We start from the raw sequence: 26,870 nt of genomic DNA on the forward strand, positions 1-26,870 counted from the left end.
CGCCTTCGCCGGGAAGGTGCGGGCCGCCGTCGTGCTTGGGTGAGGCTCAGCCGGCGGTTGCCGGCCGCGGCCTGCTACCAGCCGCGCTCGGCGAGTCGGTGAGGTGCCGGGATGTCGTCGACGTTGATGCCCACCATGGCCTCGCCCAGGCCGCGGGAGACCTTGGCGATCATGTCGGGGTCGTCGAAGAAGGTCGTGGCCTTCACGACGGCGGCCGCGCGCTCGGCCGGGTTGCCGGACTTGAAGATGCCGGACCCGACGAACACGCCGTCGGCGCCGAGCTGCATCATCATCGCCGCGTCAGCAGGGGTCGCGATGCCGCCCGCGGTGAAGAGCACCACCGGGAGCTTGCCGGTCTCGGCGATCTCGCGCACGAGCTCGTACGGGGCCTGCAGCTCCTTCGCCGCCACGTAGAGCTCGTCCTCGGGCATCGAGGAGAGCCGCTTGATCTCCGCGCGGATCTTGCGCATGTGGGTGGTCGCGTTCGAGACGTCGCCGGTGCCCGCCTCGCCCTTGGAACGGATCATCGCCGCGCCCTCGTTGATGCGACGCAGCGCCTCGCCGAGGTTGGTGGCACCGCACACGAACGGGACCGTGAAGGCCCACTTGTCGATGTGGTTCTCGTAGTCGGCCGGCGTCAGGACCTCGGACTCGTCGATGTAGTCCACCCCGAGGGACTGCAGGACCTGGGCCTCGACGAAGTGGCCGATACGGGCCTTGGCCATGACCGGGATCGAGACCGCGTTGACGATCGAGTCGATCATGTCCGGGTCCGACATGCGGGACACGCCGCCCTGGGCGCGGATGTCAGCAGGGACGCGCTCGAGCGCCATGACCGCCACGGCCCCGGCGTCCTCGGCGATCTTCGCCTGCTCGACGTTGACGACGTCCATGATGACGCCGCCCTTGAGCATCTCGGCCATGCCACGCTTGACCCGGCTGCTGCCGGTCGTGGGTGCCGAGGCGTTTGCTTCAGTAGACACGTACTCGTCTTTCTTGTCGCGCGAAAAAGCTTGGATACGTCTGGTGGGACACCCCAGTCTATCGCCCGTCAGGCGGGTGCGTCCCCAGTGGCGGCCTGCACCCGGACGGTCACGATCCGCTGCCCCACGGTGATGGCGCTGGCGACGGCGAGCACCCCCAGGGCCCACGCCAGGACCACAGTCGGCAGCCCCAGACCACACAGTCCCGTGACGACCAGCGTGAGGACGAGTCGCTCGGCCCGCTCAGCGATGCCCACGTTCGCGTCGAAGCCGAGAGACTCCGCCTTCGCACGGGCGTAGGAGACCAGGTTCCCGAGGGCGAGGCACACGACGGCGAGGACGCCGACGGCGGGGCTCCCGCCCAGTCCGAAGAACCAGAACGCGATTCCTGCGAAGACGGCACCGTCCTGGACGCGGTCCAGGGTCGAGTCGAGGAAGCTCCCCCACCGGCCGGTTCGGCGCGTCAGCCTGGCCATGATGCCGTCGAGGACATCCGAGAAGATGAACAGCGTGATCGCGATCGTGCCCCAGAACAGCTGGCCGAGTGGGTACAGCACGAGGGCCGAGGCCGTCACACCGAGCGTGCCCACGGCGGTCACGGCGTCCGGGGACACGCGCAGGCGCAGGAGGAATGCCGCGAGCGGCGTGAAGAGCCGTGTGAAGAGCGCCCGCGCGTGCCTATTGAGCACCCGTGTCCGTCCCCGGCCCGCGCCCGGCCAGCCGCTCGCCGTCGTCCTCCCCCGTCCCCGCCACGGTGGGCCAGGCCTCCGCGATGATCTCCCGGGTCTCCCCGAGGGTCTGGGTGATCTGCTTGGTCTGGGCGATGATCGGCAGGAAGTTGCCGTCGCCTCCCCAGCGGGGCACGACGTGCTGGTGGAGGTGCGCGGCGATGCCCGCCCCGCCGGCGTCGCCCTGGTTGATGCCGAGGTTGAAGCCGTGCGGTCCGGCCACCTTGCGGATCACGCGCATCGCGGTCTGCGTGATCTCCGCCATCTCAGCCGTCTCCTCGGCGGTGATGTCGGTGTAGTCGGCCACGTGGCGGTACGGGCACACGAGGACGTGGCCGGGGTTGTACGGGTACAGGTTCAGGATGGCGAAGGACGTGCGGCCCCGGTGGACGATGAGGGCCTCCTCGTCGGTCCGGCCCGGCGCGGCGCAGAACGGGCACTCCTTGTCCGTGAACTGCCCCTGGCCGCCTTTGATGTAGGCCATGCGGTGGGGCGTCCACAGGCGCCCGAAGGCGTCGGGCGTGCCGGGCAGCTCGAAGTCGTCCGTCACTTCGCTGTCCTGCGGCGCGGGGCCTGCGGGAGCGCTCTGCGCGCCGGTGGGGTCCGCCATGTCAGCGCGCCCTCGTGCGCACGGCCTCGACGATGCGCTTGACCGCCTCCTCCACGGGCACGCCGTTGTCCTGGCTGCCGTCGCGGAAGCGGAAGGAGACGGCCCCGGCGTCGGCGTCCTCGCCGCCAGCGATCAGCACGAACGGCACCTTCTCCTTGCTCGCCGTGCGGATCTTCTTCGGGAACCTGTCGCTCGAGGCGTCAACCTCCGCGCGGATGCCCTCCTTCTTCAGGCGCGCGACGACGTCGAACATGTAGTCGTTGAACGCCTCGGCGACCGGGATCCCGACGACCTGCACCGGGGCGAGCCATGCCGGGAACGCGCCCGCATAGTGCTCGGTGAGCACGCCCAGGAACCGCTCGATCGAGCCGAACTTCGCCGCGTGGATCATGACCGGCTCCTGGCGGGTGCCGTCGGCGGCCTGATACTCGAGCCCGAAGCGGGCGGGCTGGTTGAAGTCGTACTGGACGGTGGACATCTGCCACGTCCGCCCGATCGCGTCGCGGGCCTGGACCGAGATCTTGGGGCCGTAGTAGGCCGCGCCGCCCGGGTCGGGGACGAGCTCGAGCCCGGTCTCGAGGGCCACCTGCTCGAGGACTGCGGTGGCCTCCTCCCACTGCTCGTCGGTGCCGATGAACTTGTCCGACTCCGGATCGCGGGTCGAGAGCTCAAGGTAGAAGTCGTCGAGCCCGAAGTCGCGCAGGAGCGAGAGGATGAAGTCCAGCAGGTGCTTGACCTCGGCCGGAGCCTGCTCCTTGGTCACGTAGGAGTGCGAATCGTCCTGGGCGAAGCCGCGGACCCGGGTGAGGCCGTGGACCACACCCGACTTCTCGTACCGGTAGACGTGGCCGAACTCGAACAGCCGCATCGGCAGCTCGCGGTAGGACCGGCCTCGCGAGCGGTAGATGAGGTTGTGCATGGGGCAGTTCATGGCCTTGAGCCGGTAGTCCTGCCCCGGCTTCGTGACATTGCCGTCCTCGTCCCGCTCCTCGTCGACGTGCAGCGGCGGGAACATGGTGTCGGCGTAGTAGGGCAGGTGGCCCGAGGTGTGGAAGAGCCCGTCCTTGGAGATGTGCGGCGTCCCGACGTACTGGAAGCCCTCCTCGATGTGCCGGCGGCGGACGTAGTCCTCCATCTCCCGCTTGATGATCCCGCCCTTGGGGTGGAACACCGGCAGTCCGGAGCCGAGCTCGTCGGGGAACGAGAACAGGTCCAGCTCGGCGCCGAGCTTGCGGTGGTCGCGCCGCTCGGCCTCGGCGATCCGGTCCTGGTACTCCTTGAGGGCTTCCTTGGTGGGCCACGCCGTGCCGTAGATGCGCTGCAGCTGCTTGTTCTTCTCGGAGCCGAGCCAGTAGGCCGCGGCCGAGCGGGTGAGCGCGAACGCGTTGGAGATGAGCTTGGTGTTGGGCAGGTGCGGGCCGCGGCACAGGTCGCACCATACGACCTCGCCGCTCTTGCGGTCCACATTGTCGTAGATCGTGATCTCGCCGGCGCCGACCTCGACGTTCGCGCCCTCCTTGGCCGCGGCCTCGTGCGTCTTCGACGTGTCGTCCTTCGCGCCGAGGATGATGAGCTTGTACGGCTCGTTCGCCATGGCGGCGCCGGCCTCGACCTCGGTGACGACGCGGCGCTTGAAGAGCTGGTTCTGGTTGACGATCTTGAGCATCATCTTCTCGAGGGCGCGCAGGTCCTCGGGGGTGAAGGGCTCGTCGACGTCGAAGTCGAAGTAGAAGCCGTCCTTGATGTACGGGCCGATGCCCAGCTTCGCGTCGGGCCGCAGCTGCTGGACCGCCTGGGCCATGACGTGGGCGGTCGAGTGGCGCAGGACATTGAGGCCGTCCTGGCTCGCGATGTCGACGCCCTCGACGACGGCGCCGGCTGGCACGGGCTGGTCGAGGTCCTTCAGCACGCCGTCGACGCGCATGACGACGATCTCACGGCGCCCCTCGAAGAGGCCGGTTCCCGTGGCGCCCTCCGCGACGGTGCGCTCCTCGCCGTCGACGGTGATGGTGATCTGCTGGGCATCTGACACGGGGGTCTCCTCTTCATCTGTGGGCTTCGTAGCTTGTGGCGTACGGGGACCACAGCCAGCCACCGACAAGCCTATCGGACGCCGGGCACGCCGGACGGATCATGCCAGCTCGAGCGTGAGCTGGCCCGCCACCGGCGGCGCGCTCCTGCCCGGCGGCGTGGACGCGAGGCCGGCGAGGGATGCGACGACGTCGGCGTGGGTGCCCGCTCTCGCGGCAGCCCGATGCAGCGCATCGAGGGCGCCGGCGTCGGCGAGGCGGCGGAGGGCCGACGGCGAGAGGCGGGCGCTGTCACGTACCTCGGCGATCGACGCGTACGGCTGGCCGGCGACGAGCCGGCCGACGTCGCCCCGGGACAGTCCCGGCACGCCGCCGAGCGGGAGCCGGACCCCGAGCCGCCCCTCTGCCGGCCCTGCGGTGACCCGCTCGACGCGGTGCCCGGCCCCGCTCAGGGCCACGTCGACGGGCAGGAGCGGGATGCCGAGGCTGTCCGCCTCGGCGCGGAGGTCGCGCTGGGAGCGGGGGTCACGGCAGCGCTCGAGCCTGGCGGCGAGGAACGCCTCGGGATGGCGCTCCTCGAGCCAGCGGGCCTGGTCGTCAGCGGCGCCGGCCGCCTCCAGGCCCAGGCCGACGCCGCCCATCCGCCGGGCCTCGGCATCCGCGTGCGCCACGATGTCCAGCATCGCCGATCCACGCAGGCCCACCGGGTCCAGGCCCAGCCAGGCGAGGTCCTCGGGCGCGAACTGGGCCACCGGCGGGCCCAGGCGGCTGGGCTGCACCGGCACGCGGTCCAAGAGCCCGGCGTCGCCGAGGACGACGCCGACGGGTTCCGCCGGGACGGGCTCCTGCGCCGGCCGCTCGGCGGCGGCCAGGAGCTCGGGCTGCCCGCACGCCGGCGGCGCCGGTTCAGCTGCGGCTCGAGCGCTCTGGGGCGCCGCGGCCAACACGGCGCGGTCCGGGCCGAAGCGCTCGAGAACGCGTCGGAAGACCCGCTCGGCCTGCGCGGCCTCGACGTCGAACCCGTGCCCGGCGACGCCGGAACCGGCGTCCCGGGGCGCGAACCGGACGCCCAGCTCCTTCAGGGCCTCGGCGACGTCATCGGCGACCGCCGCGGCGCCCCCCATCGCTCCCCAGCCGAGGTCCGCCCCGGGGTCGAGCCGGCAGCGGCCAGCGATGCTCTCGGTGTTGGACAGGAGGTTCCCCAGGTCCCCGGGACCGAGTCCTGCCGCAGCGATGATCCGCCGCGCGGCGTCGTGCATGAGCCCCGCGGGCTTGAGCCACGACTCTCCGACGCCTTCGCCCCCCGGGACCGCGGCGCGGGCGGCGTTGGTCAGGACAGCGGGGATCCCGTGCTCGGCGGCCAGACGGAGCATCCGCACGGTGCCCCCGGCGATCGGAGCCTCGGCCTCGCCATCCGCTGGAGCCACGAGTTCGACGGCGGCCACCCCCTGCGGCAGCGCCTCCAGCCATTCCCGGAACAGGGTCCGTGGGCGGAGGAACCGGGACCCGAGCATCGCGCGCCCCACATCCGAGTCCGGCCCGATCAGGACCGTCAGGACGGGACGGCCGGTGCGCGGGTCGAGGCAGCGCGCGGCGAGCTCGGACCGCAGCACACCGACCGGCACCGTCCCCTTCGGCTTCCGGCCGGTGTGGGCATGGGCATCGGACACGAGCCGGCACAGCGCCCCCCAGCCCGCCCCGCCGTTGCCGCCCCGGGCCAGGACGACGACCCGACCTGACACTCCCGCGCCTCCCCGCCCGGGCGCGCACGCGCCGTCGTGCGCCGGATCCTCCGCTAGCACCGCGAGGTCGACGCCGACGATGGCTCCCAGCCCGTGCCCGAGGCACGCCCGCACATGCCGGAGGGCGCCGTAGAGCCCGTTACGGTCGGTGACTGCGAGCGCGGGCGCCCCATCCGTGGCGGCGGCCTCGGCGAAGTCCTCGGGCCACGAGGTCCCGTGGCCGGGACTGAAGGCACCGGCGACATGGAGATGGGTGAACGGGGCCATCGGGGTCCTGACCGGGTCCTTCCTCGCATCAGCGTCAATCGAAGATGTCTTCGAACTCGCTCAGTCTAGCCCGACCCCGACGGCCATCAACCCGGCGCGGCTCCGGCAGCGCGGGCAATAATGGCCTCATGTGCGGCAGATACGTCATGGCCCAGTCCGTGGGCGACCTCGTGGCGGAGTTCGACGTCGACGAGACCTACGTCGAGACGGTCGAGCCCTCGTACAACATCGCCCCCACCGACCCCGTGCCGATCGTCCTGGACCGCCGCGACAGGGAGACCGGCGGCACGTCGCGGAAGCTCGTCCCGGCCCGGTGGGGCCTCGTGCCGCCCTGGTCCAAGGACACCAAGGGGGCCGCGAGGCTCATCAACGCCCGCCGCGAGACCGTGACCGAAAAGCCCTCGTTCCGCAAGGCGGCCGCGGCGAAGCGGGCGCTCGTGCCGGCGAACGGCTACTACGAGTGGGAGAAGCGGGCGGCGCAGGAGGCCGCGGGCAAGGCCGGCAAGGTCGAGAAGATCCCCACGTACCTCCACGCGGCCGACGGCGGCCTGCTGGCCTTCGCGGCCCTCTTCGAGAACTGGCCGGACCCGACGCTGCCCCCGGACCACCCCGAGCGGTGGCTCCGGACCTGCACGATCCTCACCGGCCCGGCGTCGGACACGCTCGGCTACATCCACGACCGGACCCCGGTGATCGTCCCCCGCGAGATGTGGGACGACTGGCTCAATCCGGAGACGACCCGCGAGGAGGACGTCCGGGCGCTCATCGACTCGATGCCCGAGCCCCACCTGACGCCGCGGATCGTCGGCAGCATGGTCAACAGCGTCAGGAACAACGGGCCAGAGCTCATCGAGCCCGTGGGCTGAGGCTCGGAATACCCTGCGGCTGCGCGCCGTTGACACCTTTCGGATCCACCTACCCCTCCAGGAGCACACCTATGGACACCTTCACCCCCACCCCCGGCGCGATCACGATGTTCTCCACCACGTGGTGCGGCTACTGCAACCGGCTGAAGAAGCAGCTCGACGCCCAGGGCATCGGCTACACCGAGGTGAACATCGAGGAGGTCGAGGGGACGGCCGAGCTCGTCGAGCAGATCAACGGCGGCAACCGGACGGTCCCGACCGTGATCTTCCCCGACGGTTCCGCCGCGACGAACCCCTCCGCGGCCCAGGTGAAGGCCAAGCTCGGCGTCTGAGGCCCGGCGCTGCAGCGCCTGACGGCCGGCACTCCCCCACGGGGGCGCCGGCTGTCGGCGTCTCAGCCGAGCGCGCCGTGCTCCCGGTACATCGACAGCAGGGCCTGCTCGACCTCGCCGACGCCCAGGCCCGGGACGAGGTCGTCGAGAGCGCCTGCGGTCGACGGGTCGAAGGGGAGCTCCAGCGCGCGGTACACGTCGGTGAGGACCGAGCGGACGGGAGCGGCGTGGGAGACAACGAATACCGAGGAGAACAGCCACGCCCCGGCGACCACGCGCTGTGCGGTGCCCACCAGCTTGACCCGGCCGCCCGGCGTCGTGCCCGGGGCGGGAACGCCGTGGACGCTGAACTCGCCCGGGCAGTACTCTCCGGGGATCTCGCCCACGCGCGCGTCCACGCCGAGGCCGCGCAGGACCTCGGCATAGACCTCGCCGAAGACCTCGAAGCGGCGGCGGTGATGGACCATCGCTTCGCGCGCGGGCTCGATGTGGTCCACGATCAGCGTGCCCTCATGGTAGGCGGCGGCGCGGCCCCCGGCTTTGCGGACCACCGGCTCGAAGCCGTGCGCGAGGCTCGCCGCCCGGGCCGCTTCGAAACCCGGCAGCCTCGTGTCCCGCTGGCCGAACGCCATCGTGGGGCGCGGCCGGTACAGCCGGAGGGTGCCGCCCCTCACGCCCCGCTTGACCTCGTCGAGGAGCTCCGCGGCCCGGGACAGCTCCGCCGCAGCCTGCGCGTCCCCAGCTGCCGCGTCAGCAGCTGCACTGTCCGGCAGGCCGCTGCCCATGATGACGTCGAGGGAGACGTCTTCCCCCTCGTTCCAGACCGCCACGCTCAGCTCCGGCGGAGCGTGAGGATCTGCTCGGCCCGGCCGAACGGGCCGTCCACGTCATGGAGCACCGAGGAGGTCAGGCCGATCCCGTCCGTGCCGAAGGAGACCGCGTTGTCGATGCCGAGCCACTCCCCGTGGGGCAGCCGGTAGAGGTGGATCTGCAGGTCCACATTGGGGAAGGCCCAGCTCCCCGCCCCCGGCGGCACGCGCGTGGCGATGCCGTTGGCCGTGTCCACGAGTCCCATGAGCCGAGCCCAGTCCGGGGTCTCCACGCCTCCGACGAGCGGGTGCGCCGTGCGGATCCAGACCGTCCCGCGGCCCGAGCGGTGGTGCGGGGCCTGGTACATCTCGAGCGAGCGGATGTAGCCGCCCGGCCATTCGGTGGCCCCGTCCCAGCGCTCGCACTCCTGGCGCGGGGTGATCGGGGCGTCCTCGACGGCGGCGACCTCGGAGCTGTCCGACGTCACGAGGCGCCACGCGCTCGCCCGGATCGCGACGCGCCCGTTGGCGGTGAGCTCGGCCTCGACCAGCTCGATCGTTTTGCCGGGACGGACCGTGCGGGTCGTGACCTCGAACTCGCCGGCGTGGATGAGCCCCAGGATCTCGTAGCCGATCCTGGCGATGCGCATGTCCGGGCGGGGCTCGTGGAGCGCGAGGCAGTGGGCGATGATCCCCGACGCCGGCGCCATGTGCTGCTCGTGGGGGTTCCAGGCGCCCTGCGCGTGGATGGTCGAGCGGAACCTGCCGCCGCCGAGGTCCTCGTAGTAGAAGTCACCGTCGGCAAGCTCGGGGAGCTCCTGCTGACTCCACCCAGACTGTGCCGATGCCTGCTGCGTCACGTCCCGCTCCTCTCCTGGTCCGCCCCTCCTCGGGCGACCCCGTCCACACTAGCCGCCCCGCCGCCGTCGTGCGTCGCCGCGCGCCTGCGGCCCCGCCTCAGCAGGCCCACGCGCACGACGGCGACGAGCACCGCCGCGGCGACGATCACCCACAGCCACGGGGAGGCCGAGGCGTGCTCGACCCAGAGGTCGAGCGCGGCGAGCCCGACCGTCGCGTAGAGGAACGCCCAGACCACAGACCCGACCGCCGTCGCCGGGATGTAGTAGCGCAGGTGCATCCGCCCGAGGCCGGCGGCCAGGTTCACCGCCGTCTGGAGCCCGACCGTGAGGAAGGTCAGCACGATCGCGAACGGGCCCCAGCGGTCCAGGAGCTTCTGGGCACGGACGATCCTGCGGGCCGAGGCGGGCCGCTCGAGCCTCTCGGCGATCCGGGTACTGCGCGCGGCCCCCGCTGCGATCCCGCGGCCGAGCCAGTAGGTGGCGTTCGTCCGGGCGAGGACGATCACGAAGAGGACGGCCCAGGCGACCCCGAACGGCAGCGAGAGGATCTGGTCCACGCACACCCCCTGAACTGATTACAGCAGGAACTATTGCCCTAATCATTCAGCTTAGTCCAACCCTCGCCGGGACTAATCCGCGCCCCTGCGCGGTTCTACGCCACCATGAGCATCTCTCGCGCCGACGTCGGCCTCCGTTCCGAGCGCGGCCCCATCCTGGCGGCCCTGATGCTGACGACCGGGCTCGTGGCGATCGACGCGACGATCGTGGCGACCGCCGTTCCCTCCATCGTGGCGGATGTCGGCGGGTTCTCCTCATTCCCATGGCTCTTCTCGGCCTACATGCTCGCCCAGGCCGTGTCCGTGCCGGTGTACGCGAAGCTCGCGGACACGCTGGGCCGCAAGCCGGTGGTCCTCGCGGGCATCGGACTGTTCCTGGTCGGGTCCGTGCTGTGCGGGATCGCGGGCTCCATGACGGCGCTCATCGCGTTCCGGGTCATCCAGGGCCTCGGCGCCGGTGCGGTCCAGCCGATGTCGATCACTATCGCCGGGGACATCTATACGGTCGCCGAGCGCGCGAAGGTGCAGGGCTACCTCGCGAGCGTGTGGGCCGTCTCCTCGGTGGTGGGGCCGACGCTCGGCGGGGTCTTCGCCCAGCTCGGCATCTGGCGCGGGATCTTCCTCGTCAACATCCCGCTCTGCGTCCTCGCCGGGTGGATGCTCGCGCGCACGTTCCATGAGTCGGTCCCCCGCACGCGGCACAAGATCGACTACCTCGGCTCGGCGCTCCTGACCGTCTCCATGACACTGCTTATCCTCGGCGCGCTCGAGGGCGGCCAGGCGTGGGCGTGGGACTCGCCGCCGAGCATCGGCGCGTTCGCGGCCGGCGGGCTGCTGTTCGCAGCCTTCCTGGCGGCCGAGCGGCAGGCCGTCGAGCCGGTGCTTCCGCTCTGGGTTGTCTCCCGGAGGCTCCTGCTGACCACCACGCTCGTGTCCTTCGGCGTGGGGGCGATCATCCTGGGGCTCACCTCGTATGTGCCGACCTTCCTCGAGGGGGCCCTGTCCGCGTCGCCGGTGGTGGCCGGACTCGCGCTCGCGGCGCTCACCATCGGGTGGCCGATCAGCGCGTCGCAGTCGGGCAGGCTCTACCTGCGCATCGGCTTCCGGTGGACGGCGGTCATCGGGGTCGTGACAGCGGTCGCCGGAACCGCCGTCCTGGCCACGACGGCCCTCACGCCGAATGTGTTCCTCGTCGCCGCGAGCTGCTTCGTCACCGGCCTGGGCATGGGCCTCGTCGCCTCCCCGACCCTCATCGCCGCCCAGGCGAGCGTCGACTGGAACGAGCGCGGCGTGGTCACCGGCACCAACCTCTTTGCCCGTTCAATCGGCAGCGCGCTCGGCGTTGCCGTGTTCGGAGCGGTCGCCAACGCGGTCTACGCGCGGGGGGCGGCCGACCACGCGGCCGCCGTCGTCCCCGCCTCCGCCGCGGTGTTCCTCTCGGTCCTGGTGGCAGCGCTCCTCGCCGTGGTCGCCGTCCTCGCCATGCCGCGGGACCGGGGGCGTACGACGGCGGGCGGCCCGGCGGTCGGGGATCAGGCCGAGATCCGGGGGCGGGACTGAGTCAGGCCTGCGGCTGGCCCTCAGTCCGCGATCGGACGCCCCGGACGATCCGGGCGAGGTCGAGGCTGACCGAGGCGGCCGCCGCGACCGGAGCGTCGCGCACGGCAGCGCCGTGGACGGCGACGGCGAGCGCATCGATCGCCTCCTGCGCGCCGTCGAGGTGGCCGTCGACGTCGTCCGACTCCCCCCACGTGCGCAGCACAGTGCCCGTAGCGGCGAGTGCGTCGGCGAGCTCGTTCGCGAGATCGGGTGGCACCGAGGCGACGGCGTGCTCGTCCCAGACGACGCTCGCCAGCACGTCGGTGATGTCCTCCACCTGGAAGGTGGCCCGTTCCACGGTGCGCAGGTCCGCGAGGTCCGCCGAAAGGTCCCGTTGGTGGCGTCTACGGCGCGGGTTCGCGCGCGCGCTCAGGTCGGCGCGGTCGACGGCGGCGCGGACCTCGGCGGCGGTCTGCGCGAGGATGCCCTCGCGTTCGGCCCAGTCCTGGTGGCTCGGGGGCCAGGGCTCGGTCATGGCCGCAGCCATATCCTCGAGCTGCCCGGCGAGCGCGTGCCGCAGCCTCTTGAAGGCTGGGGTGACGGCCCGGTAGTGCAGCGGCGGCAGGATGAACCAGTTCACGGCGAACCCGATCGCGACGCCGGCCGCCATCTGGAGCAGGTACCCGAGGGAGAACTCGTCCCGGCCATTGACGCCGATCACCAGCACGAACAGTGCGGCCATGGGGACCCAGTCTGCGGCGGAGCCCATCCGGGGAAGCCCGCCCACGAGAACGCCGGTGCCGACCACGAGGGCGACCGCGAGCGCCGTCGGGCCCGAAAACGTGCCGACAGCGATCGCGACCCCGATGCCGAGCGTGAGCCCGAGAAGGCTCTGGAGTCCCCTCTGGAAGGAGTCGGCGACGGTCGGGTACATGCTCACGAGGGCGCCGAGCGGGGCGTAGTACGGATAGTTGGCGGCGGGGCCCGGCATGTACTGGGCGACCATCCACGCGAGGCCGGCGGCAAAGGCGCTCTTCGCGGCGAGCAGGAGCCGCTCGCGGGAGGCGGCCTGGCGGACGCCTGCACGGAGGGCCGTCGCCCGCCATGCCAGAGTCCGTCTGGGCGCCGGGGAATCAGGGCGTGACATGGGGGGCATGGGTCAAGCTTTCCACCTTCCTGCGGGGAGCGTCGAGCCGGGCAGGCATCGTCCCGGTTCTCGCCGCAGCCTCGACAGCCGGAGCCAGCGCTGTTAGACAGAGGCCCTGAGTGGCGCCGACCTCCAGGAGTACGCATGCGCATCACGGACACGTCCGACCTCTGGTGGAAGACCGGGGTCATCTACTGCGTCGACGTCGAGACGTTCTTCGACTCCGACGGCGACGGAATCGGCGACCTCGCCGGACTCGCCCAGCGCGTCGACTACCTCGCCGAACTCGGGGTGACCTGCCTGTGGCTCATGCCCTTCTACCCCACCCCGGGCCGGGACGACGGGTACGACATCACTGACTTCTATGGTGTCGACCACCGGCTCGGCCACCACGGGGACCTCGTCGAACTCATCAGGACCGCCCGCGACAGGGGGATGCGCGTCATCGCGGACCTGGTGGTCAACCACACCTCGGACCGCCACCCGTGGTTCAAGTCGGCGCGATCGTCGAAGGACAGCCCCTACCGGGACTTCTATGTCTGGCGTTCCGAGCCGCCGCCGGACACCTCCCGGGAGGTGGTGTTCCCGGACCAGGAGCAGTCCATCTGGACGCTGGATGAGAAGACCGGCGAGTGGTACCTGCACCACTTCTACAGGCACCAGCCTGATCTGAACGTCGCGAACCCGCAGGTCCGGGACGAGATCGCCAAGGCAATCGGGTTCTGGCTCGAGGTCGGACTGAGCGGGTTCCGTGTCGATGCGGTGCCCTACTTCCTCTCGATGCTCGGCGTCGACAGCAAGGAACTGGCGGAGTTCGCCAACCCGCACGAGTACCTGCGGGCGCTGACAAAGTTCATGGGGCGCCGCTGCGGCGACGCCGTGCTCCTCGGGGAGGTGAACCTGCCGTACAAGGAGCAGCTCGAGTACTTCGGCGGAGCCGAGGGCGGGGAGCTGACCATGATGTTCGACTTCATCCTCATGCAGAACACGTACCTCGCCATGGCCCGTCAGGACGCGCGACCTCTGGCCCGGGCCCTCAAGGACCGCCCGCAGACGACGCCCGACTGCCAGTGGGCCACCTTCGTCAGGAACCACGACGAGCTCACGCTGGACAAGCTCAGCGACAGCGAGCGCCAGGAGGTCTTCGATGCGTTCGGGGCGGACCCGTCGATGCAGGTCTACGGCCGGGGGCTGAAGCGGCGCGTCCCTCCCATGATGGACGGGGACCCGCGCCGGATCCGGCTCATGTACTCGCTCCTGTTCACCCTCCCCGGCACGCCCGTGCTGTACTACGGCGAGGAGATCGGGATGGGCGAGAACCTCGAGGCCGAGGGCAGGATGGCGGTGCGCACTCCGATGCAGTGGACGGCGGACGCCAGCGCGGGCTTCTCGACGGCGCCCCCGCACCGCCTGGTCGCCCGGGTCACGGGAGGCGGGTACGGGCCGGAGCATGTGAACGTCGCCGGGCAGCGGCGCGACCAGGGTTCGCTCCTGAGGTTCATCACACTCCTGACCCAGCGGTACCGCGAGTGCCCCGAGCTGGGCTGGGGCCACTATGAGGTCCTTTCGCACCGCACGCCCTCGGTCCTCGCGCACCGGTGCACGTGGGACGACGCGAGCATGCTCGCCGTGCACAACCTGTCGTCGGAAGCTGTGACGGTTTCCCTCGTGCTCGGCGACCCGCCGCTCGGGCCCTCCGGTGAAACGGATGGGGGGTGGCGCGGCGTCGTGCTCGTGGACCTCCTCCCCTCGGGCGACTATCCCGAAGACGGCATCCCCGTGGCCGACGACGGCGCGGTGACAGTGCCGCTGGCGGGCTACGGCTACGCGTGGCTGCGGATCCAGCACCCGGCGCAGCGGCGCCTGATCTGACCCCCGGCCGTTGAGGCGGGTCCCGCGTCAGGGCAGCTGCGCCAGCCGGTCCCGTGCCCGCTGAACCGCCCGGCGCCCCTGCTCCGCGAGCCGGGAGGCGAGCCGTCGGGCGCGGTCGGCGTGGGCACCCTCGCGCTCGGCAGCGGCGAGATCCTCCTCGAGCTCGTCGATGCGGCGGCGGAGCCTGTCCAGCTCGTCCGCGATCTCGTTCCGCCGCGCGGAGGCCGTGTCTGCCTGGGCCTGGGCCTCGGCCAGCTCGGCCTCTGACTCCGCCAAGCCCTGCTCCGCGTCGGCGAGGTCAGTCTCTGCCTGCTCCCGCTCGCGACGCTTGGACTCCTCGGCTTCCCGCTGTTCGGCTTCCCGCTGCGCTCTGTCCCGCGCCCGCGCTTCCGCGTCGGCATCGGCCCGCTGCGTCCGGGGCGTCTCGGTGCCCTCCGGCTCGGCGCCCCGGGCGGGGCGCTGCTGGGCAGGCGGCGGAGAGGCCGGTTCGGGCAGCGCGCCGGGGACCGCGACGGCACCGGCGAGGTCAACCGGTTCGAAGCCGCTGCCCGTCAGCGTCCGCACCAGCAGGCCGCTCCGCACGGCGTCGGCCGCCTCGGGGTCTGCCATCGCCGCATGAAGCGTCTGTTCCATCTCCTCCGCGGCGGCGTCGGAGACCTTCACCCCGAGCTCGCCGGCGGCTTCCCGACCGTCACGCACGACGGCGGCGAGGAGCCTCGAGCGCTCACGGCCCAGCGCGCGCATGGCGGCCGGGTCGAGGCCCTCCTGCGCCTCGCGCAGCGACGCCCCCAGGTCGAGGACCTGGCCGAGCTCCTCGCGCCGGCGCCGCGCCAACACGTTGACTGCCCACGCCGCTGTCGACGGCTTGGGCAGCTTCGCGATCTGCTTGGCCAGGAGGGGCTGGCCCTCGGAGCGTGCCCGCTTGGCCCGGGCGTTGCGCGCTGCGGTGAACTCGGCCAGCGGCAGGGCGTACAGTTCGTGGGCGACGTCGGCCAGGTCCATGGGAGGCATCATAGGGTCGTCAGCGCCCCAAGGACCCGGCCTTCGTCGTGAGGGGACTACGGGGTCGACGTGGAGCTCGGCTTCGACGTCGCGGTCGCGCTCGACGTGCCGGGCTCACCGCCCATGCTGCTGCTGGAGCTGCTGCTCGAGCTGGTGCTCGGGGAACTGGTCGACGACGAGCTGCTCGAGCTGCTGCCCGAGGACGACGGCGAGGATGACGACGCAGACCCAGTCGAGGACGAGTCGGCCTTCTTCAGGACGTCGTTCACAAGGCCCTCCAGCTCCTTGCGCTCCTGGTCAGCAAGATTCGACCCGCTCTTGGTCGCGACCACGAGCAGGCGGCCCTTGGCGCCGGAGATCTGCATGAGCATGTCCTCATTCTTGCCGTCACGGGTGCTGACGGTGCCGAACGTCTCCGTCGCGTCGGTCTTCGCGTCGAGCTTCTTGCTCGAGACGCTGACCTTGTTGGTGAGCACCTGGACGCTGAAGTTCGCGCACTTGTCCATCTTGCCCTCGATGTCCTTGAGCACCTGGACCGCATCGGGGCCGTCCGAGCCCGACTGCGCGGACACAGTCCGGGGCTGCTGGCTGTCGGAGATGGCGACGGCGACCGACCCGCTGTCGACGCTCGTCTTGAGGCCGGCGGTCGCGATGGACTTGCAGTCCGACGGGTCCACGGTCGCGGTGTTCAGGAGGAGGTTCCCGATGCTCTTGCCTTGGGCCACCTGGTCCTGGGAGTACAGCTTGAGCTCGTTGCCGTCGCCGTCCTTGAGGCCGGAGATCATGCTGCGCAGCTCGTTCTCGCTGTACACCTTGTCCGTCTTGGAGGGGCTGGCCGAGGTCGAGGACGCTGCGCCTCCCCCGCCTCCGCCGGTGCATGCCGCCAGCGCAACCGCCGCCGTCGCAGCAAGTCCAGCCGAGCCGAGTTTCCTGATGTCCATGGTGTCTCCTCCGGTTGCCATCCTGGTGATGCCGGAGCACTACCCCGAGGTCGAGACCGTGACACCACACGCCTCATGGGCAGCGCCGCGCCGTCGATTCGCGTCTTCCTCCTTGACCGCCGAGGCCGCTCGGCCGAGAGTTGCGCTGTGAGACGTGAGGCCATCCGGGAGTACCTGGCCAGCGCCCTATGGGCGATGCCGACCGCCGCCGTCGTCCTCGCCCTCATCGCGGGGGCCGGGGTGTCGTCGATCCGGATCGATCCGGCCTCTCCTTTCGCCGTCCTCGTGTTCCAGGGCACGTCAGACGACGCGCGGAGCCTCCTCATCAGCATTGCGAGCACGATCGTCACGGTCATCGCCCTCGTCCTGGGCCTCACCATCGTCGCCCTCCAGCTCGCGTCGACGCAGTTCAGCCCCCGGCTGCTGCGCAGCTTCCTCCGGGACATTCCCAACCAGCTGACGCTCAGCGTCTTCGTCGCGACCTTCGCGTACAGCACCGCGGGCCTCTACACCGTCGGGGTCGCCAGCGGCCAGCGCATCGAGGACTTCCCGCGCATCGCCGTCAGCGGCGCGCTGCTCCTGCTGTTCGTGAGCATGGTCATGCTCGTCTTCTTCGTGCATCATCTCGCTCACTCGATCCAGATAGACCAGGTGATGAGGAGCGTCGAGAGAGGGACTCTGAGAGTGCTCGAGCGGTCGTTTGCCGAGGGAGACCCTGATCTGCGGGTGCCAGAGCCGCCGCGCGGCGCGGTGGCGCTTCCGGCACCGAGGTCGGGGTACGTCCAGGCGTTCCACGTCGAGGCGTTCGTGGCAGCCTTGTCGAGCCGCGGCCTCACGGCCCGGATCGTTCCCGTGGTGGGTCGCCATGTGGTTGCGGGCACGCCCGTCGTGTGGGTATGGGAGGACGACGGCGCGCGCCCACCGCTGCAGGAGGCGCTCACTGAGCTGAGGAGGACGCTGCCGACGATGGTGCGGGTGGGCTACGAACGGACCCTCGAGCAGGACATCGCCTTCGGTATCCGGCAGCTCGCCGATATCGCGTCCAAGGCGCTCTCGCCCGCCGTCAACGACCCCTATACGGCGAACCAGGCCGTCGACCACTTGGCCACCGTCCTGGCGGCTCTCGCGGAGCGGCGGCATGGGCCGCGCGCAGTGAGGGACGGTCACGGCGTCGTCAGGGTGTACGTGCCTGCGAGGGATTTCGGCTATCTTCTGGAGCTCGCCCTGGGGCAGGTGCGCCGCTATGGGGCGAACGAGCCGCGCGTCGTCAGGGCTCTCTTGCGGGTCTGCGGCGATGTCGCGGGGTTCGGCGACGAGTCGCATCGGGCGGTGGTCCGGCGCTATGTCGAGACCCTTCTGGACGATGTGCGCCGGATGGTCCCCCAGCCAGCCGACCGCGAGCCCCTGCTCGCGGAGGGTGCAGCCTTGCTGGCGTCCCTCCCCTAGGGCCGTCGACGACAAGGCCGCCGGCCTGCGGGGAGCAGTTCCCAGCAGGCCGGCGGTTCCTCGCGCAGTCTCAGAAGTCCCAGTCCTCATCTTCCGTGTTCACGGCCTTGCCGATCACGTAGCTCGAGCCCGATCCGGAGAAGAAGTCGTGGTTCTCGTCCGCGTTGGGGCTCAGGGCCGAAAGGATGGCCGGGTTCACGTCGGTCACGGACGACGGGAACATCGCTTCGTAGCCGAGGTTCATGAGCGCCTTATTGGCGTTGTAGTGGAGGAACTTCTTGACGTCCTCTGACAGGCCCACCGGGTCGTAGAGGTCGTGCGTGTACTGGACCTCGTTCTCGTACAGCTCGAAGAGCAGCTCGAACGTGTAGTCCTTGATCTCCTGGCGCTTCTCCTCGGAGACCCGCTCGAGCCCCTTCTGGAACTTGTAGCCGATGTAGTACCCGTGCACCGCCTCGTCACGGATGATGAGGCGGATCAGGTCTGCGGTGTTCGTGAGCTTGGCCCGCGAGGACCAGTACATGGGCAGGTAGAAGCCCGAGTAGAAGAGGAAGCTCTCGAGCAGGGTCGAGGCGACCTTGCGCTTGAGCGGCTCGTCGCCCCGGTAGTAGTCCATGACGATGTGCGCCTTGCGCTGGAGGTTCTCATTCTCGACGCTCCAGCGGAACGCGTCGTCGATCTCCTTGGTCGAGCACAGTGTCGAGAAGATCGACGAGTAGCTCTTCGCGTGGACCGACTCCATGAACGCGATGTTCGTGTACACGGCCTCCTCGTGCGGCGTGACCGCATCGGGGATGAGCGAGACGGCGCCCACGGTGCCCTGGATCGTGTCGAGCAGCGTGAGGCCCGTGAACACGCGCATCGTGAGCTGCTGCTCCTGCGGGGTCAGGGTGGCCCACGACGGGACGTCGTTGGAGAGCGGCACCTTCTCGGGCAGCCAGAAGTTGTTCACGAGGCGGTTCCACACCTCGACGTCCTTCTCGTCCTGGATCCGGTTCCAGTTGATCGCCTGGACGTGGTCGAGGAGCTTGAGCTTCTCGGGTGTCATCGCTGGTCCTTTCCCGCGAACTGAGGGGTAGCCGTTCCTAGAGCATGCAGCTGACGCAACCCTCCACCTCCGTGCCCTCGAGCGCGAGCTGGCGGATGCGGATGTAGTACAGCGTCTTGATGCCCTTGCGCCACGCGTAGATCTGGGCCTTGTTGATGTCCCGCGTCGTCGCAGTGTCCTTGAAGAACAGCGTGAGCGAGAGGCCCTGGTCGACGTGCTGCGTGGCGGCAGCGTAGGTGTCGATGATCTTCTCGTACCCGATCTCGTAGGCATCCTGGTAGTAGTCCAGGTTCTCGTTCGTCAGGTACGGCGCCGGGTAGTAGACGCGGCCGATCTTGCCTTCCTTGCGGATCTCCACCTTGGAGGCGACCGGGTGGATCGACGAGGTCGAGTTGTTGATGTAGCTGATCGAGCCGGTCGGCGGAACCGCCTGGAGGTTCTGGTTGTAGATGCCGTGCTCCATGACCTCGGCCTTGAGCGCGCGCCAGTCGTCCTGGGTGGGGATGTGGACGTTGGCGAACAGTTCCTTGACCTTCTCGGTCTGGGGCACCCACTCCTGCTCGGTGTACTTGTCGAAGAACTCGCCCGAGGCGTACTTCGAGTTCTCGAAGCCGCCGAACGCCTGCCCATGCTCCTTCGCGAGGAGGTTGGAGGCACGCAGGGCGTGGAACAGCACCGTGTAGAAGTAGATGTTCGTGAAGTCCAGGCCCTCCTCGGATCCGTAGTGGACCCGCTCCCGGGCAAGGTAGCCGTGGAGGTTCATCTGGCCGAGGCCGATCGCGTGGGACTTCGCGTTGCCCTCGGCGACCGACGGCACCGACTGGATGTAGCTCATGTCGGACACGGCCGAGAGCGCGCGGATTGCGGTCTCGATCGAGAGGCCGAAGTCCCCGGAGTCCATCGTCTTTGCGATGTTCATCGATCCGAGGTTGCACGAGATGTCCTTGCCGACCGCGGCATAGGTCAGGTCCTCGTTGTACTCGCTCGGGGTGGAGACCTGGAGGATCTCCGAGCACAGGTTGCTCATCGTGACCTTGCCCGCGATGGGGTTGGCCCGGTTCACCGTGTCCTCGAACATGATGTACGGGTAGCCCGACTCGAACTGGATCTCAGCGAGGGTCTGGAAGAATTCGCGCGCGTTGATCTTGGTCTTCTTGATCCGCGCGTCGTCGACCATCTCGTAGTACTTCTCGGTCACCGAGACGTCGGAGAACGGCACCCCGTAGACGCGCTCGACGTCGTACGGCGAGAAGAGGTACATGTCCTCGTTCTTCTTGGCGAGCTCGAACGTGATGTCCGGGATCACGACGCCGAGCGAGAGGGTCTTGATGCGGATCTTCTCGTCCGCGTTCTCGCGCTTGGTGTCGAGGAAGCGGTAGATGTCAGGGTGGTGCGCGTGCAGGTAGACCGCGCCCGCTCCCTGGCGTGCGCCGAGCTGGTTCGCGTACGAGAAGGAGTCCTCGAGGAGCTTCATCACGGGGATGACGCCCGAGGACTGGTTCTCGATCTGCTTGATGGGGGCGCCGTGCTCGCGGATGTTCGTGAGCGAGAGCGCCACCCCACCGCCGCGCTTGGAGAGCTGGAGGGCGGAGTTGATGCCACGGGCGATCGACTCCATGTTGTCCTCGATGCGCAGCAGGAAGCAGGAGACGAGCTCGCCGCGCTGCTTCTTGCCCGCGTTGAGGAACGTCGGGGTCGCCGGCTGGAAGCGGCCGGCGATGATCTCGTCCACGAGCTGGGTCGCGAGCTTCTCGTCCCCGCGCGCAAGGTGCAGGGCGACCATGCAGACCCGGTCCTCGTAGCGCTCGAGGTAGCGCTTCCCGTCGAAGGTCTTGAGGGTGTAGGACGTGTAGAACTTGAACGCGCCGAGGAACGTCTCGAACCGGAACTTCTTCTTGTACGCGCGGCTGAAGAGGTCGCGGATGAAGTTCATCGTGTACTGGTCGAGCGTCTCGCGCTCGTAGTAGTCCTTCTTGACCAGGTAGTCGAGCTTCTCGTCGAGGTCGTGGAAGAACACCGTGTTGGTGTTGACGTGGTCCAGGAAGTACTGGCGCGCCGCGTACCGGTCGGCGTCGAACTGGATCTTCCCGTCCTCGCCGTACAGGTTCAGCATCGCGTTGAGCTCGTGGTAGCCCAGGCCCTTGTACTTGGCGGGCAGTTCCTTGGGGTCCACCGCGGCTACTGCGGCGTCTGCGACAGTCGTGTCCAAAATGCGTCCAATCCCTTGGTGACTCGGTCCACGTCCTCGGACGTGCCCATGAGCTCGAATCGGTAGAGGTGGGGGACATGGCACTTGACGGCGACGATGTCGCCCGCAGCGCAGTAGTTGTCCCCGAAGTTCGTGTTGCCCGCGCTGATGACGCCTCGGATGAGGCCCCTGTTCTGCGGATCGTTGAGGAATCTGATGACCTGCTTCGGGACCGAGCCCGCTCCCCCGGTCCCGCCGTACGTGGGCACGACGAGCACGAACGGCTCGGTGGCGCGCAGCGGGCGTTCGTTCGCATGGAGCGGGATCCGCTCGGCATCCAGACCGAGCTTGCCCACGAACCGGTGGGTGTTGCCGGAAGCAGAGGAGAAGTAGATCAGGCGGCTCGCCACGAGGCGGGGCCCGGGGTCCGAGCCCGTCGCCTCGACGCTGGCCGAGTCCACGATGACCTGGGAGGCCATCTCAAGCACCCCCTGGAAGCGAAGCGGATGGCGGCGGCTCAGGCCACCGACGCGGAGGCGCTGCCCTGGGCGAGGGCAGCGATCTTGTCCGGGCGGAACCCGGACCAGTGGTCACCGTCTGCGACGACGACCGGGGCCTGCATGTAGCCCATGGCCTTGAGGCGCGCGAGGGCCTCAGGGTCCTGGGTGACGTCAACGCTCTGGTAGGCGATGCCCTTCTTGTCGAGGGCGCGGTAGGTAGCGTTGCACTGCACGCACGCCGGCTTCGTGTAGACCGTGACGTTCATGGTTCCTTTACCCCTTACGCGAAAGCTCTGCCCGGCCGAGGCGTCCTCTCCGCCGCTGCCGCACCGACGGCTGCCCCTCATCCTGATGGCTGCCCCCGGTGCCCTCGATACTACATGTAGTGCACGGCGCCGCTGCGGACCCCAAGATGTTGTCTTACAAGTATGTCATTCTTCGGGCCGTGAGTCCACAGAATCCACACACTTAATGCACCGGGAAGACCCGCGTATTCCCGCGGTTCGGGGCCCCTCGTCCACACCCTGTGGACGCGGCGAACGCACAGCGCACTGTGTTGGCGTGTCGTTAATCTCTCGGCGTGTCGTACGCTGGAGCGGCCCACAGGAAGGGAGCGAGCGTGGTCAACCCGGTCCATCTCCAGACCCTTCTGGAGGTCGTCCGCCTCGGAAGCTTCGCCTCAGCCGCCTCCCAGCTCGGGTACACGCCGTCGGCCGTGTCCCAGCAGATGGCGGCGCTCGAGCGGGAGACCGGGGTCGAGCTCTTCCACCGCACGGCCCGCAGCATCGTCCCCACCGAGGCCGCGCTCGTCATGACCCGGCACGCCGCCAAGGTCCTCACGGACATCGACGCGCTGCGCGCCGCAACGGCCCGCGCCGCAGAGGCAGCCGGGCGGGAGCTCCGCCTCGGGATCTTCCCGAGCCTGGCGACCTATGTCCTGCCCGTGGTCCTGCGCAGCGAACGCTGGCGGCGGCTCGGCCTCGACCTCCACGTGTCGGTCGCGGAGCCGGGCCAGACCATCCGGGGACTCCACGACCGCGGCGACCTCGACGTCGTCCTCGTCTACCAGGTGGGACAGAGCGGGCTGGCATGGCCGCACACGATGGACCGGCTCTGGGTGGGCGACGACCCGTTCCGCGTGGTCCTGCCGGAGTCCTGGGGCATCGCCGAAGGGGTCCAGGTCAGCGCAGACCAGCTCGGCGACATGCCCTGGATCGTCCACCATCCGGGGACGAGCGACGCGACCGTGATCGACCGACTCTTCGCCAGCTGCGGGCTCCAGCCCCGCGTGGTGGCCTACAGCGACGACTTCAACGCGAGCCTCGGCCTCTCCTCCGCGGGGCTCGGCGCGGCGCTCGTGCCCGAGCTGGCCCTGCAGTCGCGGCCCGGCGGCGTGGTCGTGGTCGACGTGCCGGAGATCAGGCTCGCCCGGACGATCTTCGGGCTGCGCCCCGGCGGGGCGGCCGACCCGCAGGCACGGATCTTCCTCGACCTTGTCGCCGAGGCACTCACGGGCCTGGTGCGGCACGCATGACCGCGCCGGGCGGTGGGAGGGCGCGAGGCCGCGCGTTCGTGGGCGTCTCCGGCTGGCGCTACGCACGCTGGCGCGGCGACTTCTACCCCACGGGGCTCCGGCAGCGGGACGAGCTGGCCTACATCGCCGGGCGCATGCCGTCGGCAGAGATCAACGGCTCGTTCTACTCCCTCCAGCGGCCCTCCTCGTACACCGCCTGGCGTGACGCGACCCCCGAGGACTTCGTGTTCGCCGTCAAGGGCGGCCGCTACATCACGCACCTCCTGAAGCTGCAGAAGGCGGAGACCGCGCTGGCGAACTTCTTCGCTTCCGGGATCCTGGCGCTCGGGGAGAAGATGGGCCCGTTCCTCTGGCAGCTGCCGGAGCGCCTCGCGTTCGACGCCGAGCGCCTGGCCGGGTTCTTCGACCTCCTCCCGCGCACGGTCGCCGAGGCGGCCGAACTCGCCAGGCGGCACGACGAGAAGGTCCCCGAGGACCGGGCCTTCACCGAGGCCCTGGCCGACGGACCGCTGCGGCATGCCCTCGAACCGCGCCACGAGAGCTTCGGTTCGAAGGCCGCGAGGAGCCTCCTCGAGCAGGCCGGGATCGCGACCGTGGTGGCGGACTCGGCCGGCCGCTTCCCCCAGTTCCGGCACCCGGGCGCTGATTTCCGGTACGTCCGGCTGCACGGCGAGACCGCGCTCTACTACGGCGGGTACTCCGACGAGTCCCTCGACGCGTGGGCCCGCGAGGCCAGGGCATGGATGGACGACGGCCTGGACGTCTACGTCTACTTCGACAACGACGCCGACGGGCGGGCGCCGCACGACGCCGTCGCCCTCCTCGAGCGCCTCGCGTGACGCTGGCCCCATCGGGGGTCCGGGACTATCGTGATGCCATGGAGGCAGTCAGCCAGCATTTCGGCCCCGTAGTCCTCTCCACGGCAGGCAGCCGGGCGGTGCCGGGGACGTTCAGCGTCGAGGGCGCGCGCGTGCCGCTCGAGCTGACGATCTCCGACCACGACCACCTCGACGAGGCGGCCGTGCACAAGGTCGACTACCGCCTCCGCTTCCTCCCGGAGCTGATCGACTCGGTCCGCGAGCGCATCACCCAGGAACTCGACGACGACGAGAGCGCCGCGAGCCAGTTCCGCCACTTCCACTGCCAGAACCTCGGCAACGGCTCGGTGAAGAAGGTCTTCGGCGTCGAGGACCCGGCCGAGCTGACGCCCGAAGTCTTCGTCCGGGCCCTGCGCCTCGCACGGGTCGGGATCTACCCGGGCCAGCCCGAGCGCTACTTCGTCCTGAACCTCACGCTCGGTGAGGGCTTCACGGACGAGATGCTGGTGGCCGCCGCCGATGCGGACGGCGTGGTGGACGACGAGATTCTCTGGGACTGACCCGCGCCCGAGGGGCCCCGGTTCGAGGACGAACCGGGGCCCCTCGCGGTCTGGGAGCCGCTGCCTCAGACCTTCGCGAGCGCCGCGCGGGCGACCTTGGCGGCCTCGACGAGGTTCCGCAGGGATGCCTCGGTCTCGGCGTAGCCGCGCGTCTTGAGGCCGCAGTCCGGGTTGACCCAGAGCTGGCGCGCCGGGACGTGCTTGACCGCGGTCTCGAGCAGCTCCTCGACCTCGGCCTGGCTCGGGACGCGCGGCGAGTGGATGTCGTACACGCCCGGTCCGACGCCGCGGCCGAACCCGTGCGCCTCGAGGTCGTTGACGACCTCCATGCGGGAGCGGGCCGCCTCGATCGAGGTCACGTCGGCGTCGAGGCCGTCGATCGCGTCGATGATGACGCCGAACTCCGAGTAGCACAGGTGCGTGTGGACCTGGGTCGCGTCCCGGGCGCCCGCCGTCGCGAGGCGGAACGACTTCACGGACCAGTCGAGGTAGGCGGCCTGGTCGGCACGGCGCAGCGGGAGCAGCTCGCGCAGGGCAGGCTCGTCCACCTGGATGATCTTGATCCCGGCGTCCTCCAGGTCCGTGATCTCGTCGCGCAGGGCGAGGGCCACCTGGTTGGCGGTCTCGGCGAGCGGCTGGTCGTCGCGGACGAACGACCACGCGAGGATGGTCACGGGGCCGGTGAGCATGCCCTTGAGCGGCTTCTCGGTGAGCGACTGCGCGTACGCCGCCCACGGGACGGTGATCGGTGCACCGGTGGAGGCATCGCCCCACAGGATCGAGGGTCCGGCCGCACGCGAGACGTCGCCCCACAGGATGGACGGGCGGGTGCAGCGCGAGCCGTAGGACTGCACCCAGCCGTGAACGGTGACGTCGAAGCCGTCGAGGTTCTCGGCGAAGTACTGCACCATGTCGTTGCGCTCGGGCTCGCCGTGCACGAGGACGTCGAAGCCGAGCTCCTCCTGCAGGTCGACGACGCGCTTGATCTCATCCTTCATGAGTCGCTCGTACTCGGCCGCATCGATCGCACCCCTGTTCAGGCGGGCGCGCGCCCCGCGGACGTCGGCAGTCTGCGGGAAGGAGCCGATCGTCGTCGTCGGCAGGGGCGGCAGGTTCAGGACGGCGTCCTGCGCCGCGGCGCGCACGGCATAGTCCGAGCGGGAGAAGTCGGCCGCGGTGAGGGCCCCGGTGCGCTCGCGGACCTCGGGGCGGCGCACGCCAGGAGCCTGGGCGCGGGAGGCGATGACGCGGGTCGCCTCGTCGAGGGCGGCCTGCGCTGAGGCCGGGTCTGCCAGGTAGGCCGCAAGCGTGGCGACCTCGCGGACCTTCTGGTCGGCGAACGCGAGCCAGCTGCGCAGCCCGGCGTCCAGCTGGGTCTCCTCCTCGACGTCGTGCGGGACGTGGATGGTCGAGGTCGAGGTCGAGACCGCGACGGCGAAGCCGTGCTCGGCGCCAGCCGCCCGGAGAGCGTCGAGCTTCGCAGCCGAGGCCGCGAGGTCGTTGCGCCAGATGTTGTGGCCATCCACAACACCGGCCACGAGCGTCTTGCCTGCGAAGCCGGCCAGCTCGGCATCGGACGGGAGCGCACCCTTGAAGAGGTCCAGGGCCACAGCCTCGACACCGGTGGCCGCGACGGCTGCGGACTGGGCCCCGAGGCCCCCGTACGGGGCGGACAGCAGGATCTGCGGACGGGCGGCGGGGGCGGTCAGCGCGGCGTAGGCGCGCTCGACGGCGTCGCTCACCTCGAGCGCAGGGGTGTCGAGGTCTGCCACGAGCGCCGGCTCGTCGAGCTGGACCCACTCGGCGCCGGCGGCGGCGAGCTTCTCCAGGAGCTCGGCGTACACGGGCAGGACATCGTCGAGGCGGGACAGCGGCGCGAAGTCCGCGGGGGCTTCGTCGGAGGCCTTGGACAGGAGCAGGAACGTGACCGGGCCCACGAGGTACGGGCGCGTCAGGGTGCCCTGGGCCTTGGCGAACGCGAAGTCCTCGACGACGCGCTCCGAGGAGAGCGAGAAGGACGTCTCGGGGCCGATCTCCGGGACGAGGTAGTGGTAGTTCGAATCGAACCACTTCGTCATCTCGAGGGGCTGCTGCTCGGCGTTCCCACGGGCCAGCGTGAAGTAGGCGTCGACGCCGAGGGTCCCGTCGGCGTCGTGCAGCGCCCCGAAGCGGGCGGGCACCGCGCCGAGCGCGACCGCGGTGTCGAGCACCTGGTCGTAGAGGGAGAAGGTGCCGGGGACCGAGGAGCGCTCGGTGAGGCCGAGCCCGGTGAGCCGGGCCAGGGTCGCGGCCTGGATCTGCTCGGCGGCGGCCTGGAGCTCGGCGGCGGTGGAGGCGCCGGCCCAGTAGGCCTCGACGGCCTTCTTCAGCTCGCGCCGGCGGCCGATGCGGGGGTAGCCGAGGATGGTCGCCGACGGGAAGGAGGGCGCGGCGGAGGAAGGGTTCTGTGCAGTCATGGGAAGTCCTTGTGTTCAGGCGAAGTGTGCGGAAG

24 protein-coding genes are annotated in these 26,870 nt (G+C 70.1%); 8 read left to right on the forward strand and 16 right to left on the reverse strand.

Annotation, left to right across the window (positions count from 1 at the left end; all coding sequences use genetic code 11):
* Positions 1-74: 74 nt before the first annotated feature.
* From pdxS to ABD298_RS03215, 5 genes are all read right to left on the reverse strand, one after another.
* Positions 75-983 (reverse strand): pyridoxal 5'-phosphate synthase lyase subunit PdxS, encoded by a 909-nt coding sequence (gene pdxS, locus ABD298_RS03195; protein WP_344298252.1) that lies wholly within the window; start codon positions 981-983, stop codon positions 75-77.
* Positions 984-1,051: 68 nt separating this feature from the next.
* Entirely contained in the window at positions 1,052-1,672 is a 621-nt protein-coding gene (pgsA, locus tag ABD298_RS03200) for a phosphatidylinositol phosphate synthase (RefSeq protein ID WP_344298253.1), read from the reverse strand.
* On the reverse strand, positions 1,662-2,321 hold the full coding sequence (locus ABD298_RS03205) for an HIT family protein (protein ID WP_344298254.1): 660 nt from the start codon (positions 2,319-2,321) through the stop codon (positions 1,662-1,664). Before ABD298_RS03205 ends, pgsA begins: the two co-directional genes overlap by 11 nt.
* Before the next feature lies 1 nt (position 2,322).
* Complete coding sequence (gene thrS, locus ABD298_RS03210) at positions 2,323-4,353, reverse strand: threonine--tRNA ligase (protein WP_344298255.1); 2,031 nt, start codon at positions 4,351-4,353, stop codon at positions 2,323-2,325.
* Positions 4,354-4,452: 99 nt separating this feature from the next.
* Positions 4,453-6,360: a PHP domain-containing protein gene (locus tag ABD298_RS03215; protein ID WP_344298256.1), complete on the reverse strand. Its 1,908-nt coding sequence runs from the start codon at positions 6,358-6,360 to the stop codon at positions 4,453-4,455.
* A 128-nt stretch (positions 6,361-6,488) separates the two neighbouring features.
* Here ABD298_RS03215 and ABD298_RS03220 point away from each other — a divergent pair, with 128 nt between their 5' ends.
* Positions 6,489-7,226: an SOS response-associated peptidase gene (locus tag ABD298_RS03220; RefSeq protein ID WP_344298257.1), complete on the forward strand. Its 738-nt coding sequence runs from the start codon at positions 6,489-6,491 to the stop codon at positions 7,224-7,226.
* A gap of 71 nt (positions 7,227-7,297) precedes the next feature.
* Entirely contained in the window at positions 7,298-7,558 is a 261-nt protein-coding gene (locus tag ABD298_RS03225; RefSeq protein WP_344298258.1) for a mycoredoxin, read from the forward strand.
* 62 nt (positions 7,559-7,620) lie between these two features.
* On the opposite strand, the gene ABD298_RS03230 is transcribed toward ABD298_RS03225, so the two are convergent.
* From ABD298_RS03230 to ABD298_RS03240, 3 genes are read right to left on the reverse strand one after another with little or no spacing between them, the layout of a single operon-like run.
* Positions 7,621-8,343, reverse strand: coding sequence for a lipoate--protein ligase family protein (locus ABD298_RS03230; RefSeq protein WP_425564343.1), 723 nt, complete (start codon positions 8,341-8,343; stop codon positions 7,621-7,623).
* Between the two features lie 47 nt (positions 8,344-8,390).
* The gene (locus tag ABD298_RS03235; RefSeq protein ID WP_344298260.1) at positions 8,391-9,227 is read right to left on the reverse strand and encodes a thioesterase family protein; all 837 of its coding nucleotides are present in this window, start codon (positions 9,225-9,227) and stop codon (positions 8,391-8,393) included.
* Entirely contained in the window at positions 9,224-9,784 is a 561-nt protein-coding gene (locus tag ABD298_RS03240) for a DedA family protein (RefSeq protein WP_344298261.1), read from the reverse strand. The genes ABD298_RS03235 and ABD298_RS03240 overlap by 4 nt, the downstream gene beginning before the upstream one ends.
* 105 nt (positions 9,785-9,889) lie before the next feature.
* Between ABD298_RS03240 and ABD298_RS03245 the strand changes: the two genes are divergently transcribed.
* Complete coding sequence (locus ABD298_RS03245; protein ID WP_344298262.1) at positions 9,890-11,344, forward strand: MFS transporter; 1,455 nt, start codon at positions 9,890-9,892, stop codon at positions 11,342-11,344.
* 1 nt (position 11,345) lies between these two features.
* On the opposite strand, the gene ABD298_RS03250 is transcribed toward ABD298_RS03245, so the two are convergent.
* The gene (locus tag ABD298_RS03250; RefSeq protein ID WP_344298263.1) at positions 11,346-12,479 is read right to left on the reverse strand and encodes an FUSC family protein; all 1,134 of its coding nucleotides are present in this window, start codon (positions 12,477-12,479) and stop codon (positions 11,346-11,348) included.
* 135 nt (positions 12,480-12,614) lie between these two features.
* Here ABD298_RS03250 and ABD298_RS03255 point away from each other — a divergent pair, with 135 nt between their 5' ends.
* The gene (locus tag ABD298_RS03255; protein WP_344298264.1) at positions 12,615-14,342 is read left to right on the forward strand and encodes an alpha-amylase family protein; all 1,728 of its coding nucleotides are present in this window, start codon (positions 12,615-12,617) and stop codon (positions 14,340-14,342) included.
* 27 nt (positions 14,343-14,369) lie between these two features.
* Here ABD298_RS03255 and ABD298_RS03260 read toward each other — a convergent pair whose 3' ends face one another.
* On the reverse strand, positions 14,370-15,344 hold the full coding sequence (locus ABD298_RS03260) for a hypothetical protein (protein WP_344298265.1): 975 nt from the start codon (positions 15,342-15,344) through the stop codon (positions 14,370-14,372).
* Positions 15,345-15,400: 56 nt separating this feature from the next.
* The gene (locus ABD298_RS03265) at positions 15,401-16,285 is read right to left on the reverse strand and encodes a hypothetical protein (protein ID WP_344298266.1); all 885 of its coding nucleotides are present in this window, start codon (positions 16,283-16,285) and stop codon (positions 15,401-15,403) included.
* Positions 16,286-16,432: 147 nt separating this feature from the next.
* Here ABD298_RS03265 and ABD298_RS03270 point away from each other — a divergent pair, with 147 nt between their 5' ends.
* A complete protein-coding gene (locus tag ABD298_RS03270; protein ID WP_344298267.1) occupies positions 16,433-17,731 on the forward strand; it encodes a DUF2254 domain-containing protein in 1,299 nt (432 codons plus the stop codon).
* A 70-nt stretch (positions 17,732-17,801) separates the two neighbouring features.
* Here ABD298_RS03270 and nrdF read toward each other — a convergent pair whose 3' ends face one another.
* The 4 genes from nrdF to nrdH are packed head-to-tail and all read right to left on the reverse strand — an operon-like array spanning position 17,802 to position 21,733.
* Positions 17,802-18,779, reverse strand: coding sequence for a class 1b ribonucleoside-diphosphate reductase subunit beta (gene nrdF / locus ABD298_RS03275; RefSeq protein WP_344298268.1), 978 nt, complete (start codon positions 18,777-18,779; stop codon positions 17,802-17,804).
* Positions 18,780-18,816: 37 nt separating this feature from the next.
* Positions 18,817-20,937 carry a class 1b ribonucleoside-diphosphate reductase subunit alpha gene (gene nrdE / locus ABD298_RS03280; protein WP_208712990.1) on the reverse strand — a complete coding sequence of 707 codons (2,121 nt, stop codon included), beginning with the start codon at positions 20,935-20,937 and terminating at the stop codon, positions 18,817-18,819.
* Between the two features lie 20 nt (positions 20,938-20,957).
* Positions 20,958-21,446, reverse strand: coding sequence for a class Ib ribonucleoside-diphosphate reductase assembly flavoprotein NrdI (nrdI, locus tag ABD298_RS03285; protein ID WP_344298269.1), 489 nt, complete (start codon positions 21,444-21,446; stop codon positions 20,958-20,960).
* 38 nt (positions 21,447-21,484) lie between these two features.
* Entirely contained in the window at positions 21,485-21,733 is a 249-nt protein-coding gene (nrdH, locus tag ABD298_RS03290; protein WP_208712668.1) for a glutaredoxin-like protein NrdH, read from the reverse strand.
* A gap of 353 nt (positions 21,734-22,086) precedes the next feature.
* On the opposite strand from nrdH, the gene ABD298_RS03295 reads away from it, so the two are divergent.
* Genes ABD298_RS03295 through ABD298_RS03305 form a run of 3 tightly spaced genes read left to right on the forward strand, consistent with a single transcriptional unit; the run spans position 22,087 to position 24,379 of the window.
* Entirely contained in the window at positions 22,087-23,001 is a 915-nt protein-coding gene (locus tag ABD298_RS03295) for a LysR family transcriptional regulator (protein ID WP_344299029.1), read from the forward strand.
* Positions 22,998-23,840 carry a DUF72 domain-containing protein gene (locus ABD298_RS03300; protein ID WP_344298270.1) on the forward strand — a complete coding sequence of 281 codons (843 nt, stop codon included), beginning with the start codon at positions 22,998-23,000 and terminating at the stop codon, positions 23,838-23,840. Before ABD298_RS03295 ends, ABD298_RS03300 begins: the two co-directional genes overlap by 4 nt.
* A 38-nt stretch (positions 23,841-23,878) precedes the next feature.
* Positions 23,879-24,379 carry a DUF2004 domain-containing protein gene (locus ABD298_RS03305; protein ID WP_344298271.1) on the forward strand — a complete coding sequence of 167 codons (501 nt, stop codon included), beginning with the start codon at positions 23,879-23,881 and terminating at the stop codon, positions 24,377-24,379.
* A 65-nt stretch (positions 24,380-24,444) separates the two neighbouring features.
* Here the strand turns inward: ABD298_RS03305 and metE are convergent, their stop codons facing one another.
* A complete protein-coding gene (gene metE / locus ABD298_RS03310) occupies positions 24,445-26,835 on the reverse strand; it encodes a 5-methyltetrahydropteroyltriglutamate--homocysteine S-methyltransferase (protein ID WP_344298272.1) in 2,391 nt (796 codons plus the stop codon).
* Between the last annotated feature and the right edge of the window lie 35 nt (positions 26,836-26,870).

The sequence above is a fragment of the Sinomonas flava genome (assembly GCF_039531875.1).
Taxonomy (GTDB): Bacteria; Actinomycetota; Actinomycetes; order Actinomycetales; family Micrococcaceae; genus Sinomonas; species Sinomonas flava.